This is a genomic window from Burkholderia sp. SCN-KJ, from assembly GCF_024656005.1.
Taxonomy (GTDB): domain Bacteria; phylum Pseudomonadota; class Gammaproteobacteria; order Burkholderiales; family Burkholderiaceae; genus Burkholderia.
Genome location: NZ_JANKOG010000039.1, coordinates 1 through 19621, shown reverse-complemented (window position 1 = coordinate 19621; position 19621 = coordinate 1). Strand labels below are relative to the sequence as shown.

Annotated in this window: 16 protein-coding genes, 1 pseudogene and 1 riboswitch; of the genes and pseudogenes, 4 read left to right on the top strand and 13 right to left on the bottom strand. The window is 68.0% G+C overall.

Features of this window, described 5'->3' with window-relative positions; all coding sequences use genetic code 11:
• Positions 1–24: 24 nt before the first annotated feature.
• Positions 25–495 carry an Lrp/AsnC family transcriptional regulator gene (locus NQV17_RS34940; RefSeq protein WP_006477376.1) on the top strand — a complete coding sequence of 157 codons (471 nt, stop codon included), beginning with the start codon at positions 25–27 and terminating at the stop codon, positions 493–495.
• A gap of 27 nt (positions 496–522) precedes the next feature.
• Here the strand turns inward: NQV17_RS34940 and NQV17_RS34935 are convergent, their stop codons facing one another.
• The 3 genes from NQV17_RS34935 to NQV17_RS34925 form a co-directional block, all read right to left on the bottom strand.
• Complete coding sequence (locus NQV17_RS34935; RefSeq protein ID WP_257775731.1) at positions 523–1680, bottom strand: cation diffusion facilitator family transporter; 1158 nt, start codon at positions 1678–1680, stop codon at positions 523–525.
• Between the two features lie 238 nt (positions 1681–1918).
• Positions 1919–2212: an H-NS family nucleoid-associated regulatory protein gene (locus NQV17_RS34930; RefSeq protein ID WP_096508184.1), complete on the bottom strand. Its 294-nt coding sequence runs from the start codon at positions 2210–2212 to the stop codon at positions 1919–1921.
• Positions 2213–2565: 353 nt separating this feature from the next.
• Positions 2566–3225 (bottom strand): HugZ family protein, encoded by a 660-nt coding sequence (locus NQV17_RS34925; RefSeq protein ID WP_257775730.1) that lies wholly within the window; start codon positions 3223–3225, stop codon positions 2566–2568.
• A 274-nt stretch (positions 3226–3499) separates the two neighbouring features.
• Here NQV17_RS34925 and NQV17_RS34920 point away from each other — a divergent pair, with 274 nt between their 5' ends.
• Positions 3500–4714 (top strand): MFS transporter, encoded by a 1215-nt coding sequence (locus NQV17_RS34920; RefSeq protein WP_257775729.1) that lies wholly within the window; start codon positions 3500–3502, stop codon positions 4712–4714.
• An 83-nt stretch (positions 4715–4797) separates the two neighbouring features.
• On the opposite strand, the gene NQV17_RS34915 is transcribed toward NQV17_RS34920, so the two are convergent.
• Both NQV17_RS34915 and NQV17_RS34910 read right to left on the bottom strand, forming a co-directional pair.
• Positions 4798–5940, bottom strand: a complete 1143-nt coding sequence (locus NQV17_RS34915; protein ID WP_044846361.1) for a branched-chain amino acid ABC transporter substrate-binding protein — start codon at positions 5938–5940, stop codon at positions 4798–4800.
• 474 nt (positions 5941–6414) lie between these two features.
• Positions 6415–7041: pseudogene (locus NQV17_RS34910) on the bottom strand (nitronate monooxygenase); the annotation flags it as partial.
• 270 nt (positions 7042–7311) lie between these two features.
• Between NQV17_RS34910 and NQV17_RS34905 the strand changes: the two are divergent.
• Both NQV17_RS34905 and NQV17_RS34900 read left to right on the top strand, forming a co-directional pair.
• Positions 7312–8004 carry a dienelactone hydrolase family protein gene (locus NQV17_RS34905; RefSeq protein WP_257775728.1) on the top strand — a complete coding sequence of 231 codons (693 nt, stop codon included), beginning with the start codon at positions 7312–7314 and terminating at the stop codon, positions 8002–8004.
• An 81-nt stretch (positions 8005–8085) separates the two neighbouring features.
• Positions 8086–9564 carry an amidase gene (locus tag NQV17_RS34900; RefSeq protein WP_257775753.1) on the top strand — a complete coding sequence of 493 codons (1479 nt, stop codon included), beginning with the start codon at positions 8086–8088 and terminating at the stop codon, positions 9562–9564.
• A 97-nt stretch (positions 9565–9661) separates the two neighbouring features.
• On the opposite strand, the gene metF is transcribed toward NQV17_RS34900, so the two are convergent.
• From metF to flhB, 8 genes are all read right to left on the bottom strand, one after another.
• Positions 9662–10492, bottom strand: a complete 831-nt coding sequence (gene metF / locus NQV17_RS34895; RefSeq protein ID WP_257775727.1) for a methylenetetrahydrofolate reductase [NAD(P)H] — start codon at positions 10490–10492, stop codon at positions 9662–9664.
• Positions 10493–10516: 24 nt separating this feature from the next.
• Positions 10517–10870 carry a phage holin family protein gene (locus NQV17_RS34890; RefSeq protein ID WP_011882923.1) on the bottom strand — a complete coding sequence of 118 codons (354 nt, stop codon included), beginning with the start codon at positions 10868–10870 and terminating at the stop codon, positions 10517–10519.
• Between the two features lie 182 nt (positions 10871–11052).
• Complete coding sequence (gene ahcY, locus NQV17_RS34885; protein WP_044846365.1) at positions 11053–12471, bottom strand: adenosylhomocysteinase; 1419 nt, start codon at positions 12469–12471, stop codon at positions 11053–11055.
• A 34-nt stretch (positions 12472–12505) separates the two neighbouring features.
• Positions 12506–12622: riboswitch (S-adenosyl-L-homocysteine riboswitch) on the bottom strand.
• 77 nt (positions 12623–12699) lie between these two features.
• A complete protein-coding gene (locus NQV17_RS34880; protein ID WP_044846366.1) occupies positions 12700–13434 on the bottom strand; it encodes an RNA polymerase sigma factor FliA in 735 nt (244 codons plus the stop codon).
• 22 nt (positions 13435–13456) lie between these two features.
• A complete protein-coding gene (locus NQV17_RS34875) occupies positions 13457–14281 on the bottom strand; it encodes a MinD/ParA family protein (protein ID WP_257775726.1) in 825 nt (274 codons plus the stop codon).
• Positions 14274–16061: a flagellar biosynthesis protein FlhF gene (gene flhF, locus NQV17_RS34870; RefSeq protein WP_257775725.1), complete on the bottom strand. Its 1788-nt coding sequence runs from the start codon at positions 16059–16061 to the stop codon at positions 14274–14276. The genes NQV17_RS34875 and flhF overlap by 8 nt, the downstream gene beginning before the upstream one ends.
• On the bottom strand, positions 16058–18160 hold the full coding sequence (flhA, locus tag NQV17_RS34865) for a flagellar biosynthesis protein FlhA (RefSeq protein ID WP_257775724.1): 2103 nt from the start codon (positions 18158–18160) through the stop codon (positions 16058–16060). The genes flhF and flhA overlap by 4 nt, the downstream gene beginning before the upstream one ends.
• Complete coding sequence (gene flhB, locus NQV17_RS34860; RefSeq protein WP_257775723.1) at positions 18157–19356, bottom strand: flagellar biosynthesis protein FlhB; 1200 nt, start codon at positions 19354–19356, stop codon at positions 18157–18159. Before flhB ends, flhA begins: the two co-directional genes overlap by 4 nt.
• Positions 19357–19621: the final 265 nt, after the last annotated feature.

Here is a 19621-nt window from a genome sequence, read left to right as displayed (position 1 = left end):
CATTCAGCGTGTTGTAGCTGCCGCATGGAGGCGCAGGTGACGCTCGATTCCTTTTCGCAAAAAATCCTTCGCCTGTTGCAGCTCGACGCGCGCCGTTCCGTGCAGGAAATCTCCGACCAGGTCGGCCTGTCGAGTACGCCGTGCTGGCGCCGCATCAAGGACATGGAGCAGTCCGGCGTGATCCAGCGCTACACCGCGCTGCTCGATCGCGAGAAGCTCGGCCTGCACGTCTGTGCGCTCGCGCACGTGCACCTGACCCGCCACAACGAAGGCGGCGTCGAACAGTTCGAGCGCGAGATCGCGACCTGCCCGGAAGTCACCGAGTGCTACAGCACGACGGGCGAAGCCGATTACATCCTCAAGATCGTCGCCCCCGACATCAAGGCCTACGACGTCTTCCTGCACGAACGAATCTTCAAGATTCCGGCCGTGTCGCAGGTGCGCACGAGCGTCGTGCTGCGCGAAATCAAGTTCGACACGCAACTGCCGCTGTAACGCGCGGCCCGCGGCCGCGGGCACCGCTCACGCCTGCGCCGGCAGCCCGCGCGTAAAGCCGATCCGGCGCGCGCCGAACTGGCGCTTCAGCGCGTCGACATCGAGCCGGCCGGCCAGCGCCGCGTCGGTATCGCCCGCCCCGGCGTCGAGCGTCACGTCGATCTCGAGCCCCGTACTCAGGTAGTGCAGGTTGATCGCGGCCGGATGCAGCCCGCGCTGCGCGAGCGCGGCCTCGAGCCGCGCCGCGATCTCGGCGCGCGGCGGCAGCGCGAGCGCCGGACGGCGCGCCGCGTCGTTCTCGGGGTCGACGTGGATCAGCGCGTCGAGCACGCGCGGGTCGCGCAGCACGCGTGCTCGTGCGGTTTCCGCGATGTAATGCCCTTCGGAGACGGAGATCATCGGATCGACGAGGATGTGCGCGTCGACGAGCGCCGCATCGCCCATCTTGCGCGTGCGCAGGTCGTGCACGTCGCGCACGCCCGGCGTCGCGGCGAGCAGCGCGCGGATCTCGGCCGTGTCGGTGGTGTCGAGTGCGCGATCCGACAGGTCCTGCAGCGCGTCATAGCCGAACGTCCAGCCCATGCGCGCGACCATGAAGCCGACGATCGCGGCGGCGATCGGGTCGAGCAGCCGCACGCCGGCGAGACTGCCGACGATGCCGATCGCGACGACGAGCGACGATGCGGCGTCCGAGCGCGCATGCCATGCGTTCGCGACGAGCATCGCCGAACGCACGCGCCGCGCCTCGCGCAGCATGTAGCGGAACAGCGCCTCTTTCGACACGAGCACCGTGAGCGCGACGACCAGTGCGGAAAAATGGACGGCCGGGATGTTTTCGAGATTCACGAGACGGTTGCCCGCGCGCCACAGCATGCCGATGCCGACCGCGATCAGGATCGCGCCGAGAAACAGCGACGCGACGGTCTCGTAGCGGCTGTGTCCGTAATTGTGATCGGCATCCGGCGATGCGCCGCTATGGCGATTCGCAACCAGTACGACAAAATCCGAGATCAAATCGGAAATCGAATGGATACCGTCGGCAATCAATGCCTGCGAATGCGCAACCACGCCGACGACGATCTGAAACGTCGCAAGCACCACATTCAGCACGATACTGACGAGGGTGCTCTTGCGCGCGACCGCGTGCTTATCTGCGCTTTGTGCGTCGTCGGAAAACGTGGACATGAAATACGAGATATCGGTTGGGATACGTAATTCTACCAAACGACCCTCGCGGGGCATTCCGATAACCCCAAATTTTCCATTTAAATCAATCGCTTATGCGAACGGGTCGCATTTTCATTCACGCACCGTTTCTGACATTTTCATGACAGAACGCATACATTCCGATCCCACGATACAAAAAAGCCGCGCTCCTGCACGGATACGCGGCTCTTTTCGAGACAACGATTTAAACAGTTGTTTAAATCGAGAACTGCTCGCGGTCCTTCCCGGCGATCCAGCGCGGCGGCTTGCCGCGGCCCGACCACGTCGCGCCCGTTTCCGGATCGCGGTACTTCGCTGCCACGCCTGCGCGCGGACGACCGACCTTGCCTGCCTTCGCGCGGCTGAGGCCGAGTTCGGCGAGCGAAAAGCCGTAGTCGGCAATTTTCTGCTTCACGTCATTCAGCACTTCGGCGTATTCGCGCGACTTCGCTTCTTCGATTTGCTTCTCCAGCTTCTCCCGCTGGGCCAGCAGGTCCTTGTAAGAAGACATAGTTTCCCTTTCGATATGACCAATGGCGCCGATCTGCTGCCGGCTCACCATTCATGAAATATTTGTGCCTCGGATTTTGAAGGCAGAGATTAGCACAAAAAAGATTTGATAGAAGCAGGATTCATGAAAATCCCGAGACTAATTGTAATTCACGCATGTCATTTTGACCGGCCACGGCCTTTTCTCAAATTTTTACGCGCTTGCATAGAGATTAGGACATTACCGATCCGGAAATAGGTCTATCAACATACGCAATTACCCGCATTCGGCAAAATCAAAGCTTTCATCCGGCGACATGTTTGCGAAAATCGTACGGCGCATGACGCTAAACAGACAAAGCTGTATCCGCGGTCTCACGTCACATCCCGCGCGCAGGCCATCAACCGCTCGCGCAGCGCGCCGGCATCGCCCGGCACCGGGTCGAACGGCGTGCGCACACGGCGGCCGTCGCAGCGCCAGTCGGCACCGTGGCGGTCGACGCCGAGCAGGTCGAGCCCGGCGCGGCGCGCAGCGCTCGAGTCGTATGCGTCCCACAGCGCCCGTTCGTCGTCGAACCCGAGCGGCGGCAGCGCATCGAGGCCGGCGCCGTCCACCCAGCCCATCCGGCCGAATCCGCCGATATAGCGCAGCCGCTCGATCTCGAGCGCCCAGAACGTGAAATCGCCCAGCGCGAGATATCGCGCGGCGTCGGGTTCGTAGCGCAGGTAGCGCGCGGCGACATGCGGCGCGTCGCCGAGCGGCACGAAGCGGCCGAGCAGCGTCGCGCGCTCGGCGTTCAGCACGTCGCCGTCCGGCGCATCGACGACGAGGAAGCCCGCGCGGGGATCGGCGGCGAGGTTGCGTGTGTGCTCGGCGAGGCCGCTCACGAGAATCACGGGCCGATGATTCGCATCGGGTGCGAACGGCACGACCGTCGGATAGGGAAAGCCTTGCGGGTCGCGCGCGTGGGTCGCGAGCGTGCCGAGCGCGCAGCGATGCAGCAGGTGCAGGGCAAGGACGGGATCGATGTTCACGGTGACTCCTGCGTTCGGAAGGCCTGATGGCAAGGGTGGCGAAGGCGCGCCGCACCGAAACGCGTCGGTCACGCCGCCTGCGCATCGATGTTACCCGCGGCGGCGGCTTGCCGGGCATCGGCCGGATGGCCGACGCGCCGCGTGAAAGCGAAGTGCGCGCCGATCACGACCGGCCGCACGGCCAGCGCGCCGGCAAGACCGTAAACGGTTCGATAGAATCGGACGAATCCGACGGGCGCGACGCGCCCACGCATCGTCCATTCAAGAGCGCTCCGTGTCCGAATCCTCCTCCCGATCCTCGTCCGACTTTTCCGCGCCGCCCGACGCGCATCGCGTGCTGGCGTTGCCGGTCCGCCAGCGCGCACGCACGGCCACGATGGCGCTGTTCTTCGTCGCCGGCATGATGTACGCGTCGTGGGGCGTGCACGTGCCGACCGTGCGCGACAAGTTCGCGTTGAGCCCGGGGCTGCTGTCGATCGCGCTGTTCGCGGTCGCGGGCGGCTCGATCGCCGCGATGCTGACGATCGCGCGCTGGATCGCGCGCGTCGGCTCGCGCACCGCGTGCCTCGCGGGCGGGCTCGTGATGTCCGCCTGCGCGGCGCTGATCCTCGTGGTCCCCGATTACTGGATGCTGCTCGTCGTGCTCGCGCTGTTCGGCTTCTCGATGGCGACGCTCGACGTCGCGATGAATGCCGAGGCGAGCGCGGTCGAGATCGCGCTCGGCAAGCCGATCATGTCGTCGCTGCACGGGATGTTCAGCATCGGCGGGATGTCGGGGGCGGCGGCCGGCGGCGCGCTGCTGTCGGCCGGCATGGCGCCGGCCGTGCATCTTGCGCTCGCGGCGGCCGTCAGCGCCGCGGTGCTGCTCGCCGCGAGCCCGGCCGTGCTGCCGCACGTGCCGCATCACGAACACGCGCACGGCGGCGGCAACCGCTGGCGCTCGCCCGCGCTGTGGATGCTCGGCGGCATCGCGCTGATCGCACTGATCGCCGAAGGCGCGATGTACGACTGGGCGACCGTCTACATGCGCGACGTCGTCGCGGCGAGCCCCGCGCTCGCGAGCGCCGCGTATGCGGCGTTCTCCGGCGGGATGGCGGTCGCGCGTTTCGCCGGCGACGCGGTGCGCGCGCGCTTCGGCGCGCCGCAGCTCGTGTTCGCGAGCGCGTCGCTCGCGTGCGCAGGGATGATCGGCGCACTGCTGCTGCCGAACCCGATCGCCGTGCTGACGGGCTTCACGCTGATGGGTCTCGGCCTTGCGAACATGATGCCCGTGCTGTTCGCCGCCGCCGCGCGCGTGAAAGGCATCCACGCGGCCGAAGGCCTCGCGCACGTGGCCGGGCTCGCGTATTTCGGACTGCTGTTCGGTCCGGTCGTGATCGGCGCGGTCGCGCAGACCGTGAACCTGACCATCGGGCTGGCGGTCGTCGCGCTGTGCGCGGCGCTCGTCGCGGCCGTCGCACCGAAGGTCCTCGCACACCTGAAGATCTGACCGCGCGGCGGGCGCGCCAAAAAGAAAGCGCGCCTGCGTTGCCGCAGGCGCGCTTTCACCCCTTCTGTCGACCGCTGTTCAGCTTACATCTTCACTTCGTCGAGCAGCGTCTTCTTGCCGCTCTTGTAGTTGTACAGCGAGATCACGCCATGCTGCAGGTCGCCCTTCGAGTCGAAGGTCGTCGTGCCGATCACGCCCGAGTAGTTCGTCGCCGGCATCGCAGCGAGAATCTTCGCCGGATCCGTCGAGTTCGAGCGCTTCATCGCATCGACGATGATGTACACGGCGTCGTACGTGAACGGTGCGTAGATCTGGATCGGCTGGCCGAAGCGCTTCTCGTACTTCGCCTTGAACGCCGCGCCGCCCGCCATCTTCTCGAGCGAAGCACCGGCTTCCGAGCACACGACGTTGTCGGTCGCGTCGCCGGCCAGGTCGGCCAGCTTCTCCGTGCACACGCCGTCGCCCGCGAGGATCTTAGCGCGCAGGCCGAGCTGCTTCGCCTGTTTCGCGAACGGGCCGCCGGTGGCGTCCATGCCGCCGTACATGATCGCGTCCGGATTCTCGCCCTTGATCTTGGTCAGAATCGCGCGGAAGTCGACCGCCTTGTCGTTGGTCGCGTCGTGCGACATCACCTTCAGGCCGAGCGCCTTCGCCTTCTTCTCGAACTCGTTCGCGAGACCCTGGCCGTATGCGGTCGAATCGTCGACCACCGCCACGCTCTTGATGCCCTTCGAGTGCGCGTAGTTCGCGAGTGCCGGGCCTTGCTGCGCATCGGTCGCCACCACGCGATACGTGGTCTTGAAGCCTTGCTGCGTGTAAGCCGGGTTGGTCGCCGACGGCGAGATCTGCACGATGCCCGAATCGCTGTAGATCTTCGAGGCCGGGATCGACGTGCCCGAGTTCAGGTGGCCGACCACCGCGACGACCTTGTCGTCGACGAGCTTCTGCGCAACCTGCGTGGCCTGGCGCGGGTCGGCCGCGTCATCCTGCGCGTCGAGTTGCAGCGTGATTTTCTGGCCGCCGATCGTGAGACCCTTGGCGTTGATCTCCTCGACTGCGAGACGTGCACCGTTTTCGTTGTCCTTGCCCAGGTGTGCAATACCGCCCGTCAAGGGCGCGACGTGGCCGATCTTGACGACTTGATCGGCGGCCGCGTTGCTTGCCGCTGCAACGCACAGCATCGCCGCTGCGGTAATAGGCAACAGCTTTTGCATCTTGATATTCATGTAAGTCTCCAGTTTCGGTCCCAATAAACGCCATCGCCCGGTGCCCCGCTGCCATCCCTGTGTTTGCATCACTGGACGATTCGCCGGTTGCATCGTTCATGCACTTGGCCTCAAGCACGTGGGAAGCAACCGCTTTTAGCAGCCACCCGCCCGTACTTGCGCGCAAGTGTAGGTGATCAAATTAATTTGTGGGACTTTTTTGGGGTAGTGGTAACACTACCGATACGGGCACGTTGGAATGACTGCTCGAATATCGCTGCAAGCCCCGCCGGATAAGGGTTTCCGCTAATTCCAGGCAGCCTGGAGAAAGGTTGATTTAAAGCAGTCCCGTTTCATTTCGATTCGGTATTTTGTGCGCGGGATCATTGAATGAAACGCGCGTGACAACGCGCGCGTTTCGTGCGCCGACGCGAGCCGTTCCGGCGGCCGTCGAATCGTTTACGCAGGCACCGCGCGCCATTCGGCGTCGAGCACGTCGACGAGCTGCGGCACCAGCGCGAGCGTGCCGATCAGCGCATCGTCGGCCGGGCCGATGAAGGTACCGCGATGGCCGTCGGCTTCGGCGCCCTGCGCGGACAGCGCGTCGGCGCCGGCCGCCCGCCACGCGAGCCCTTCGGCGACGTGCGTCGCGGTGCCGATCACGTAAGTGCCGGCGGCCTTCAGGCGCGCGACGTCGGCCGCGTCGAGCACGCCGAACGTGAAACTCGCGACCGGCACGCGCAGCGCGACGAGCGCGTCGAGCTGCGCGCGGAAGTCGGGCGCGTAACGCGCGCTCGCGCTGCCCGGCGGCAGCCCGAGCGTCGCGTTCAACGGCTCGATTGCCGTGAGCGCGCGAGCGACGGTCGCCGCGTCGGGCGCGGCGTCGGGCAACACGAACAGGTTCACGGCGAACGGACGCGAAGTCGCCGCGCGAATCGCGGCGACTTCGGTAGCGAGACGGTCCGGCTCGAACGCGCCGCCGCCGAGACTGCCGAGCGCACCGGCGTTGGACGCGGCCGCGACCATCGCGGCCGTGGTCGCGCCGACCATCGGCGCCTGCACGAGCGGCAGGCACAGGCCGAAGCGTTCGGAAAACGGGGTGGAAAATGCACGGGCTGGCATGGCGAATCCTTTGGGGGCGATGCGCGAAAGCGCTTTGTAAAGGCCGACACGTCGACTCTATCGAAGCCGCCCGCCGCCGAAAAATGAATAATCGAGATCGAAACGATCGCTGCGCGAGAAGCGGGTTCGGCACGCGGGTTCGAGCCGCGCGCACCCGGCCGGCGCGCCGCTTAAGCGCGCTGCAGCGTCCGAGGATTGGTGGCACACTGGGCCGCCCCTATTTCCATCCGCGGCGCGCACGTCGCGCGCCCGTTCGCCAGGAGTTCAAACGTGACAGCCCAATGGATCGACATCCCGACCGGTAACGACAGCTTCGGCGGCTATCTCGCGCTGCCCAAGCGCGGCAAGGGCCCCGCCGTCGTCATCATCCAGGAAATCTTCGGCGTGAATTCGCACATTCGCGCGGTCGCCGACCAGTACGCGGCCGACGGCTTCGTCGCGCTCGCGCCGGACGTGTTCTGGCGCACGCAGCCGCGCGTCGAACTGACCTACGAAGGCGCCGATCGCGACAAGGGCATCGAGCTGATGAAGAAGACCGACGTCGGCCTCGCGGTCGCGGACATCGGCGCGGCCGCCGACGCGTTGCGCGCGCGCCCCGAAGTCGCCGGCAAGGTCGCCGCGATCGGCTACTGCTTCGGCGGCCAGCTCGCGTACCGCGCGGCCGCGGCCGGCAAGGTCGATGCGGCGGTCGCCTACTACGGCGGCGGCATCCAGAATGCGCTCGACCTCGCGGGCAATATCACGCAGCCGATCCTGTTCCACTACGCGGAGAACGACCACGCGATCCCGCTCGCCGCCGTCGAGCAGGTGAAGGCCGCGTTCGCGGGCCGCCACAACGCGTCGTTCCATCTGTACCCGGGCGCCGAGCACGGCTTCAACTGCACCGACCGCGCGTCGTACCACCAGCGCGCCGCGGCGCTCGCGCACGGCCGCACGCTGACGTTCCTCGCCGAGCACCTGTAAAGGCCGCCGGCAGCGGGTCCGGCGCGCCGGGCCCGCGTTATCCTCCTTTCATCGCCACGAGTCACAACGGGGGTGACTGCGATGCACTCGGACTATCTCGCGCATGACGCGATCGGCCTCGCCACGCTCGTGCGCGAACGCAAGGCGAGCCCGCGCGAACTGCTCGACGCCGCGATCGGCCAGGCCGAAGCGGTGAACGGCGCGATCAACGCGATCGTGCTGCAGGACTACGACGCCGCGCGCAAGCGGGCCGAGCAGGCCGGCGACACCGGCGCCGACGCGCCGTTCGCGGGCGTCCCGTATCTCGTCAAGGATCTGGGCGCGGCGGTCGCCGGGCTGCCGCTGTCGATGGGCAGCCGGCACTACCGCTACTTCGCCCCTGCCGACGATTCGCCGCTGATCGCGCGCAGCCGCTCGGCAGGGCTCAACGTGTTCGGCAAGACCAACACGTCGGAAATCGGCCAGATGCCGTACACCGAACCGGAGCTGTTCGGCGCGTGCCGCAATCCGTGGGACGTCGATCACACGCCCGGCGGCTCGAGCGGTGGCGCGGCCGCGGCCGTCGCGGCCGGCATCGTGCCGCTCGCGCATGCGTCCGACGGCGGCGGCTCGATCCGGATCCCCGCGTCGTGCTGCGGGCTGTTCGGCCTGAAGCCGAGCCGCAATCCGGTGCTGGTCGACCTGCCGTCGAACGGCGAGCTGGTCGTCCAGCATGCGGTGTCGCGCAGCGTGCGCGACAGTGCGCTGCTGCTCGACGTGACGACCGGCCAGACGCTGCCGCCCGGCGCGCCCGGCACCTTTCTCGGCGAGCTCGACGCGCCGCCCGGCCCGCTGCGGATCGGCCTCGTCGTCGACCCGATGCTCGCGCCGGCGCTCGCCGGCGACACGCGCGCGGCGCTCGACGACGCGGCCGCGCTGGTCGAATCGCTCGGCCATCACGTCGAACCGGCGACGCTGCACATCGACTACGCGCGCGCGGCCGAAACCTTTCTCACGCTGTGGGCGACGATCGCCGAGGATCTGGTGCTGGGTGCGCGCGCGCTGACCGGGCGCACGCCGAAGCGCGCGGAGTTCGAGCCGGCGACGTGGGTGATGGCGGTCGTCGGCAAGCGCGTCGCCCGCGCGCGCCTGCCGGACGTGCTCGAATGGCAGCGCCAGCTCACCGTGCAGGTCGCGGGCCTCGTGTCGCGCTACGACGCGATCCTGTGCGCGACGCTCGCGGGGCCGCCGGTCAAGATCGGCGAGCTGCAGCCGACGCCGCTCGAAGCCGCGCAGATGAAGCTGCTCGGCGCGCTGCCGGTGAAGCCGCTGCTGCGCGAGATGCTCGCGAAGGCGTCGGAGAAGGCCTTCGCGTGGGCCGGCTGCACCGAGCTGTTCAACCTGACGGGCCAGCCGGCGATGTCGGTGCCGCTCTGGTGGAACGCGCGCGGGCTGCCGATCGGCGTGCAGTTCGTCGCGCGCCACACCGACGATGCGTTGCTGCTGAAACTCGCGCGCCAGCTCGAACAGGCGCGGCCGTGGTTCGACCGGCGCCCGCCGCTGATGCAGGCGCAGCGCTGACGCCGGCGCGGCGGGCCGACCGGCCGACCGGCAGCGAAAAAAAGCCCCGCCGGTTTTGCCGGCGGGGCTTTTGACGCATGCAACCGCGTGATGACGCTTACATGGAGAGCCGTTCGCAGATCGTCCGCGTCGCGGCCGCCGCGTTCAGCGTATAGAAGTGCAGGCCCGGCACGCCTGCGTCGATCAGGCGCTGGCACAGGCTCGTGACGACGTCGGCGCCGAACGCACGGATCGCGTCGCGATCGTCGCCGAAGCTCTCGAGCCGGCGCGCGATCCAGCGCGGCACTTCCGCGCCGCACATTTCCGAGAAGCGCATCAGCTGCGAGAAGTTCGTGATCGGCATGATGCCCGGCACGATCGGCACGTCCACCCCCAGCTTGCGCGCATCCTCGACGAAGCGGAAATACGCGTCGGCGTTGAAGAAGTATTGCGTGATCGCGGAATTCGCGCCGGCTTTCACCTTGCGCGCGAAGTTCTCGAGATCGGCCTTCGGCGAGCGCGATTGCGGGTGGTATTCCGGATAGCCGGCGACTTCGATGTGGAACCAGTCGCCATGCTCGGCGCGGATGAAGCTGACGAGCTCGGACGCATAGCGCAGCTCGCCGACCGCGCCCATCCCCGACGGCAGGTCGCCGCGCAGCGCGACGATATGCCGGATGCCGTGCGAGCGGTACTGGTCGAGGATCGCGCGCAGGTTGTCGCGCGACGAGCCGATGCACGACAGGTGCGGCGCGGCCTCGAGGCCGTCCTTCTGCATGTCGAGCACGGTATCGAGCGTGCCCTGCTGCGTCGAGCCGCCGGCGCCGAACGTCACGGAGACGAATTTCGGCTTCAGCGGCAGCAGCTGCGCACGCGTCGCGCGCAGCTTCTCGACGCCCTCCGCCGTCTTCGGCGGGAAGAATTCAAACGAGAGTTCGATCGGTTTCATGATTCGCAAGAGTGGGCCCGGCCGTCAGCCGATGTCGCGCTGCCCGAAGATCAGCGCGGACAGCAGCCACGACACGATGCTGTACAGGATCGAACCGAAGAACGCCGACCAGAAACCCGACACCTCGAAACCCTTCAGCAGCGACGACGCGAACCAGAAGCACAGCGCGTTCACGACGAGGATGAACACCCCGAGCGTGACGATCGTGACCGGCAGCGTCAGCAGGATCAGTACCGGCCGGATCACCGTGTTGATCAGGCCGAGCACGACCGCGACAATCAGCGCGGTGCCGAAGCTCTTGATGTGGATCGACGGCACGAGGTACGTGATGATCAGCAGCGCGAGGGCGTTGATGACCCAGGTGAGGATGACGCTCATGGAGGGCTCCGGTTCGGTTGTCGATCTGGTCGATCTGGTCGGTCAATGCTCGGTGACCGCCGCCGGCCGCCGCGCGTGCCCGCGCAGCGGCGGACATGACGCGACGGCCGGCGATCCGGCACCGTGCCGCCGTACCGCGCCCGCCCGATGCGGGACGCACGCGGCACGGCGGCGGCGGCGCATCAGTAGCGGTAGTGGTTCGGCTTGAACGGGCCGTCCTTCTGCACGCCGATGTACGCAGCCTGCTCGTCCGACAGCACCGACAGGTTCGCGCCGATGCGCGCGAGGTGCAGGCGCGCGACCTTTTCATCGAGGTGCTTCGGCAGCACGTACACCTTGTTCTCGTACTCGTTGCCGCGCACGAACAGCTCGATCTGCGCGAGCGTCTGGTTCGCGAACGAGTTCGACATCACGAACGACGGGTGACCGGTCGCGCAGCCGAGGTTCACGAGGCGGCCTTCGGCCAGCAGGATCACGCGCTTGCCGTCCGGGAAGATGATGTGGTCGACCTGCGGCTTGATGTTTTCCCACTGGTACTGGCGGGTCGACGCGACATCGATTTCCGAGTCGAAGTGGCCGATGTTGCAGACGATCGCGTTGTGGCGCATCGCCTTCATGTGATCGTGGTTGATCACGTGGTAGTTGCCGGTCGCCGTCACGAAGATGTCGGCCTTGTCGGCCGCGTATTCCATCGTCACGACGCGGTAGCCTTCCATCGCCGCCTGCAGCGCGCAGATCGGGTCGATTTCGGTGACCCACACGGTCGCGCCCAGGCCGCGCAGCGACTGCGCGCAGCCCTTGCCCACGTCGCCGTAACCCGCGACGACCGCGACCTTGCCCGCGATCATCACGTCGGTCGCGCGCTTGATGCCGTCGACGAGCGATTCGCGGCAGCCGTACAGGTTGTCGAACTTCGACTTCGTGACCGAGTCGTTCACGTTGAACGCCGGGAACGGCAGGCGGCCGTCCTTTTCCATCTGGTACAGGCGGTGCACGCCGGTCGTGGTTTCTTCGGTCACGCCCTTGATGTGCGCGAGGCGCGTCGAGTACCAGGTCGGGTCCGCGTCGAGGTGCTTCGCGATCGACTTGTACAGCGCGACTTCTTCCTCGTTGGTCGGCTTCGCGATCACCGAACGGTCCTTCTCGGCCTTCGAGCCGAGGATCAGCAGCAGCGTTGCGTCGCCGCCGTCGTCCAGGATCATGTTCGCGAATTCGCCGTTCGGCCATTCGAAGATGCGGTGCGAGAACTCCCAGTATTCGTCGAGCGACTCGCCCTTGAACGCGAACACCGGCGTGCCGGCTTCGACGATCGCCGCTGCAGCGTGGTCCTGCGTCGAGAAGATGTTGCACGACGCCCAGCGCACGTCCGCGCCGAGCGCCTTCAGCGTCTCGATCAGCACGCCGGTCTGGATCGTCATGTGCAGCGAACCGGCGATGCGCGCGCCCTTCAGCGGCTGCTGCGCCTTGTATTCGTCGCGGATCTGCACGAGGCCCGGCATTTCGGTCTCGGCGATGTTCAGTTCCTTGCGGCCCCAGCCGGCAAGCGCCATGTCGGCGACGATGTAATCGGTGGAAGCCTTGGAATCGATAATGGCGTTCATCACGCCCTCCTTTCTAAAAAAGTTCTAGAAATTGGTGACGTGAGCGCCGTTCAGGAAGCGGGGCCGGTGCAAATATCGCCGCACGGCTGCTTGGTGAAGCTTTCCGAGCCTGGCGGACGCAGGATGGTCCGTCGCAACGCTCCTCGGAAAACGGGAGGGATTGTAGCAAATCGGCGCGGGAAATGCGCGCCGCGCGCGGCATCGGCGCGCGGCGCGCAATGAAAGGGGTCAGTTCTCCGCGCCGACCCAAGCCTGTTCGCGCAACCGCGCGCGCAGGCGCGCGACGGCCTGGCTGTGCAGCTGGCACACGCGCGACTCGCTGACTTCGAGCACCGCGCCGATCTCGCGCAGGTTCAGCCCGCGCTCGTAGTACAGCGACATCAGCAGCTTCTCGCGCTCGGGCAGCCGGTCGATCGCGTCGACGAGCGCCTCGCGCAGGTGGTCGTCGAGCAGCGCCGACAGCGGATCGGCGTGATCGACGCGATAGCGGTCGAGGAACGGCTCGTCGTCGGCCGCGCGGTCGAAATCCTCGTAATAGATGAGCTGGCTGCCGTGCAGGTCCTGCAGCATCCCCTGGTATTCGTCGAGCGGCATCTTCAGGTGCTGCGCGATCTCGGTCTCGCTCGCCGAACGGCCGAGCTGCTGCTCGACCTGGTGCACCGCGTGCTCGACCTCGCGCGACGTCTTGCGCAGGCTGCGCGGCAGCCAGTCGTTGCTGCGCAGCTCGTCGAGCATCGCGCCGCGGATGCGCTGGGTCGCATAGGTCTCGAACTGCGCGCCCTGGTCTTCCTTGTAGCGGCCGGCCGCGTCCATCAGGCCGATCATGCCGGCCTGGATCAGGTCGTCGAGGTCGACGCTCGCCGGCATCTTCGCGACGAGCTGCAGCCCCAGGCGCCGCACGAGCGGCGCGTATTGCGCGAGCACGTCGGCCTGGGTCATCTTTCCCTGAGCGTTGTACATCATGGCTCTCTCCTTGCGGTGGCGCTCACGCGGCGTGCGCCGCACCCGCCTCGTAAGACGGCTTGCCGCCCGCATGCACGGCGCGCCCCGCGCCCGCGCTCGCGCTCGGGCGCATCGGCCAGTACAGCAGGTCGGCGGCAATCTGCCGGTAATCGCGCGCGGCGGCCGACGACGGAAACGCGTCGACCGCGGTATGCATCAGGTCGCGCGCATGCTCGACGAGCGGATCGGCGTTCACGCAGCCGGCGTCGGCGATCGACACCGTCAGGTAGCGGCTCGCGACGCCCGCGAGGTTGTCGAATGCGGTCCTGGCGTCGGCGTGGCTGCCGACGTGATTGGTCAGCACGCGGAACTGCGCGACCGCGTGCGCGAAATGCAGGCGCTTCATGCACGCGTACGCCTCGGTGATCGCCTGCGCGGCGACCCGCGTGACGATCAGCACGTCGTGCGCCTCGCGCGCGAGCGCGGAGAACCCGCCGTCGGCACCGAGTTGCGCGTCGACCAGCACGATGTCGGCCTGGCCGTCGATGAAGTCGCTCAGTTCCGTATCGTCGTAGCCGTCGCGTGCGAGCCGCGCGGCCGCGCACAGGCCGAAGCCGGCGGCGACGCGCGTGCGTTCGCCGTCGCGCAGCCAGGCGCCCGCGAGCGTCGCCGTGGCCGAGTGCACGTCGGCGCGCTCGTCGACGACGAGCACGTCCTTGCCGAGCGCGGTCAGCGCCGCCGCGAGGTTCACGACGGTGGACGTGCAGCCGACGCCCGCCGGCCCGCCGGTCACCGCGACGATGCGCGACGCGCGCCCGGCCAGCAGGCGCCGCAGCCCTTCGGCCTGGTCGATGATCCGTTTATCCAAATCGCACCTCGTGCAGCTCGGCGGTGGAACGTGCCGTCAGCGCGGACAGCAGCGTCGGCATGTCTTCGTCTTGCGGCACGAAGGGCGAGCCGTCGCGCGGTACACAGAACGCGCTCTTCAGCAGGAATTTGGTCGACGCGACGTACAGGTTCTCCGGCACCTTCTGGCCGGTCGACACGTAGTGGACCGGCAGCTTGTAGCGGATCACCGTGTCGAGCACGCCGCCGAGGTGGGTCGCCTCGTCGAGCTTGGTCAGGATGCAGCCGGCGAGATCGGGGTGTGCCGCGTGCGGATGGTCGGCCGCGCTGCGGTAGGCCTGGACGACCTCGTTGAGCGTGTCGCCGTGGCTCGTCGCGTTGAGCAGCAGCAGGCGCTGCACCGGCGCGTTCGCACCGTGCAGCATCGCGATCTGGTCGGACAGCGCGCGGTCGCGCTGGCTCATGCCGATCGTGTCGATCAGCACGATGTGCTTGTTGCGCAGCTCGGACAGCGCAAGCTCGAGATCGCCCGCATCCTTCACCGCATGCACGGGGACGCCGAGGATCTTGCCGTAGATGCGCAGCTGCTCGTGGCCGCCGATCCGGTAGCTGTCGGTGGTCAGCAGCGCGACCTTGCTCGCGCCGAAGCGCATCACGCAGCGCGCGGCGAGCTTCGCGGTGGTGGTCGTCTTGCCGACGCCGGTCGGCCCCATCAGCGCGAACACGCCGCCGCGCTCCATCAGCGCGTCTTCGCTCTCGAGCACCGGCAGGTTCGCCGCGAGCACCGACTGCGCCCAGTCGGCGGCCTGCTCGAAAGTCTGCGCGCCGTCGCCGGACGGCAGGTTGTCGACCAGCATGCGCACCAGCTGCGCGGAGAAGCCGGCCGAGAACAGGTGCCGGGTCAGCGCGCCGTGCACCGGGCTGCGGCGCTGGCGGTCGTGCCACATCAGGCTGTCGAACTGCGCTTCCATCATCCCGCGCATCGCGCCGAGCTCGTGCATCACCGTGTCGTTGACGATGCTCTCGACGCGCGCCTTCACCGCGTCGGCCACCGCGGCGGCGGCCTCGGCGGACAGGCGCGTGCGTTCGGCCGGCTTCGCGGCGCCCGTTTCGCCCTGGCGGGCCGTCGCAGCGGCGGCCGGCGGCATCCGGCGCTCGGCTTCGCGCACGATGTCGCGCGCCCAGGCGGCCGGCGTCGCGGGTGCGGCGTCCTGCTGCGTGCGGGCCGGCGCTTGCGGCGCGGCCGGCGCGGCCTGCGCGCGGGCGATCAGCGCTTCGCGCTGCTGGGTCAGGCGTTTCGCGTGCTCGACGAGCCACGGCGCGGGTTCGGACGCTGCCGCCGGCGTGCCGGCAGCGGTGATCGGCGCAACGGGCGCAACCGGCGCAGCCGATGCCGCGGCCGTTGCGTGCGCGTCGGCATCCGCGTCGAACGCGGTCGATTCCGCGGCCGGCTCCGTCGCTTCGGCGCGCGCGCCGAATACCGAGGAAAACACGTCCGGAAGCCCGCCCTCGCCTGCCGCATACGGATTGACGGCCGGGCGCGCGAGCCCGGCACCCGGGCGCGACACGATGCCCGGCACGGCTGCGGCCGGCACGGATTCCGGCGTGCGCGGGAGGCTGCGCGCCCGGGCCGCGGCCGGCGGCGTGACCGCGGCGAGATCCGAATCGGCGAGCGCGACGATTTCGACACTGCCGTCATCGAGCGTGCGGTTCGACAGCACGACGGCGTCGGCACCCAGTGCCTCGCGCACGAGGCGAAGCGCGTCGCGGCTGGTCGCGCCGGTGAATTTGCGAATGTTCAAGCGGAACCCCCGATGACGTTAACGACTTTGATCGTGCGCGTGTCCGGCACTTCGGCATACGACAGCACTTTCAGTTGCGGCAGGCTGCGGCGCAGGAAACGCGCGAGCATCGCGCGCAGCGCGTGCTGCACCAGCAGCACGGGCGGCAGCCCGAGATTCTGTTGACGCAGCATCGCTTGCTGCGTGCCGGTCAGAAGGTTGTGCGCGAGGCCGGGTTCGAGGCCCGGGTTCGCGCCGGTGGCAAGCGCCTGCGACAGCACGCGCTCGAGATTCGCATCGAGGCCCATCACCTGCATCTCGCCCGCGCCCGGATACCACTGCTGCGTGATCGCCCGGCCGAGCGACAGCCGCACCGCGGCGGTGATCTCGTACGCGTCGCCGCGGCCCGCGTGTTCGGACACGGCCTCGAGGATCGTGCGCATGTCGCGGATCGGCACGCCTTCCTCGAGCAGGTTCTGCAGCACTTTCTGCAGCGTCGTCAGCGAGATCGTCTTCGGCACGAGGTCCTCGACGAGCGACGGCGCATCCTTGCCGGTGCGCTCGACGAGCGACTGCACTTCCTGGCGGCCGAGCAGCTCGGCCGCGTGCTGCACGACCAGATGGTTCAGGTGGGTCGCGACGACCGTGCTCGCATCGACGACCGTGTAGCCGTACACCTGCGCCTGCTCGCGCATCGCGACATCGATCCACACGGCCGGCAACCCGAACGCCGGGTCCTGCGTCGTGGCGCCCGGCAGCGCGGCCGTCACCTGGCCCGGGTTGATCGCGAGCCACTGGCCCGGGAACACTTCGCCCGTGCCGATCTCGACGCCCTTCAGCGCGATCCGGTATGCGTTCGGCCGCAGCTCGAGGTTGTCGCGGATGTGGATCACCGGCGGCAGGAAGCCGATTTCCTGCGCGAATTTCTTGCGGATGCTCTTGATGCGCTTGAGCAGCTCGCCGTCGCTGTTCTTGTCGACGAGCGGGATCAGCCGGTAGCCGACTTCGAGGCCGAGCGGATCGATCAGCTGCACGTCGTCCCAGGTCGCCTCGTGGCTGTCGCCCGGCAGCGCGGCAGGCGGTGCGATCTCGGTCACGTCGCCGGCCGCCACACGGGCCGCCGCGCGACGCGTCTGCGTGCGGGCCAGCCAGATCGCGCCGCCGCCGAGCGCGAGGAACGCGAAGTGCGGCATGCCCGGGATCAGCCCCATCAATACGATGATCGCGCCGGTGATGGTCAGCACGCGCGGGTTGGTGAACAGCTGGCCGGTGATCTGCGTGCCGATGTCCTCGTCGGTCGCGACGCGCGACACGATCACGCCGGCCGCGGTCGAGATCACGAGCGACGGGATCTGCGCGACGAGGCCGTCGCCGATCGTCAGCAGCGTGTAGTTGGTGCCGGCCGCGGCGAAGCTCATGTCGTGCTGCACCATCCCGACGATCAGCCCGCCGATCACGTTGATCGCCATGATGATCAGGCCCGCGATCGCGTCGCCGCGCACGAACTTCGACGCGCCGTCCATCGACCCGTAGAACTCGGCTTCCTGCGACACGGCGAGGCGGCGCTTGCGGGCCTGCTCTTCGTTGATGAGGCCCGCGTTCAGGTCGGCGTCGATCGCCATCTGCTTGCCGGGCATCGCGTCGAGCGTGAAGCGCGCGGACACTTCGGCGATCCGCCCCGCGCCCTTCGTGATCACCATGAAGTTGATGATCATCAGGATCACGAACACGACGATGCCGACCGCGAAGTTGCCGCCGACGAGGAAGTGACCGAACGCCTCGATCACCTGGCCGGCCGCGTCGGGGCCGGTGTGGCCTTCGAGCAGCACGACGCGCGTCGACGCGACGTTCAGCGACAGCCGCAACAGCGTCGAGAACAGCAGCACGCTCGGGAACGCCGCGAAGTCGAGCGGCTTCATCGTGTACATGCTGACGAGCAGCACCATCACCGACAGCGCGATGTTGAACGTGAACAGCAGATCCAGCAGCAGCGGCGGCAGCGGCAGGATCATCATCCCCAGGATCATGCAGATGAGGATCGGGCCCGCGAGCGCGCGCAGGTTGGTGCCCGCGAACGGGTTCGCGCGCTTGGCGAACAGGCCGGTGGTCGGGGTGCTCATGCTGCGTTCCCTTGCTTGCCGAGCGTGTCTTCGGCTTCTTCACGCTCGTCGTCGGCCGATACCGACGACCCCTTGTCGAGGTCGGCCGGCACGTCGAGATCGACCGGTGCGGCCGGGAACGCGCCGCCTTCCGCGCGGAAGCGCTTGAGCTGGTAGACCCACGCGAGCACTTCGGCGACGGCCGAGTACAGCGAGCCGGGAATCTCGCGTTCGAGTTCGACGTTGTGATACAGCGCACGCGCGAGCGGCGGCGCCTCGAGCAGCGGCACGTTGTGCTCGGCCGCGAGTTCGCGGATGCGCGCGGCGACGAGGTTCACGCCCTTCGCGACGACCTTCGGCGCACGCATCTCGCCGTCCGTGTACTGCAGCGCGACGGCGAAGTGCGTCGGGTTCGTGACGACCACGTCGGCCTTCGGCACGGCGGCCATCATCCGGCGCCGCGCGATCGCGCGCTGCTGCTGGCGGATGCGGCCCTTCACGTGCGGATCGCCTTCGTTCTCGCGATGCTCGCGCTTCACTTCTTCCTTCGTCATGCGCAACTTCTTGTTGTACTGCCAGAGTTGGTAAGGCACGTCGAGCGCGGCGACCACCAGCATCCCGGCGACCGTCGTGCCGCAGCACACGGCGACCAGATGCAGCGCATCGGCGAGCGCCGAGCCGAGCGGCTGGGTCGCGAGGCCGAGCAGCTCGTCCTTGCTGCGCCAGATCGCAATCCCGCCGATCCCGCCGACGACGAGCGTCTTCGCGAGCGACATCCCGAGCTGGATCGGCCCCTGGATCGAGAACATCCGGCCCAGGCCCGAGATCGGGTTCAGGCGGTCGAACTTCAGCTCGAAGGTCTTCTGCGAGATCAGCCAGCCGCCGAGCGCCATCGGCGCGAGCAGCGCGGCGAGGCCGGTGAGCGCGAGGATCGGCAGCAGCGCGGCGAGACCCTCGAGGCTCGCGCTGCCGGCCGCCGACAGCATCCGGTGCGTGTCGAACGCGGTGGCGCGGTCGAACGCGAACGCACCGCGCAGCATCGTCTGGAGGTGGGCGCCCGACGGACCCGCGAGCAGCCACGCGCCGTAGAACCCGGCCGCGAGCAGCGCGAACGAAGCCAGCTCGCGCGAACGCGCGACCTGCCCCTCCTCGCGCGCCTTCTCGCGGCGCCTCGGAGTGGCGGCTTCGGTTCTGTCGAGATCGCTCTCGTCTGCCACGGGGCCTCCAGTCGGGTACGGCGAAATGCCGTTTTCCAGTGACACCGATTATTCATGCGCCCGTCAAACGCCGATCGGTCGAGCAAAGCCGGGAAAGGGGGGTATTTCGAGGAATCGGGCGAGCGGGGGCGGCGGACAGCCGGCGGGTGGGTGCGGCGCGCGGGGAGACAATGGAAACTGCGTTCGCGGGCGGGTGTGGTGGCGGGGTGGCGGGGTGGCGGGGTGGCGGGGTGGCGGGGGGGCGGGGTGGCGGGGGGGCGGGGGG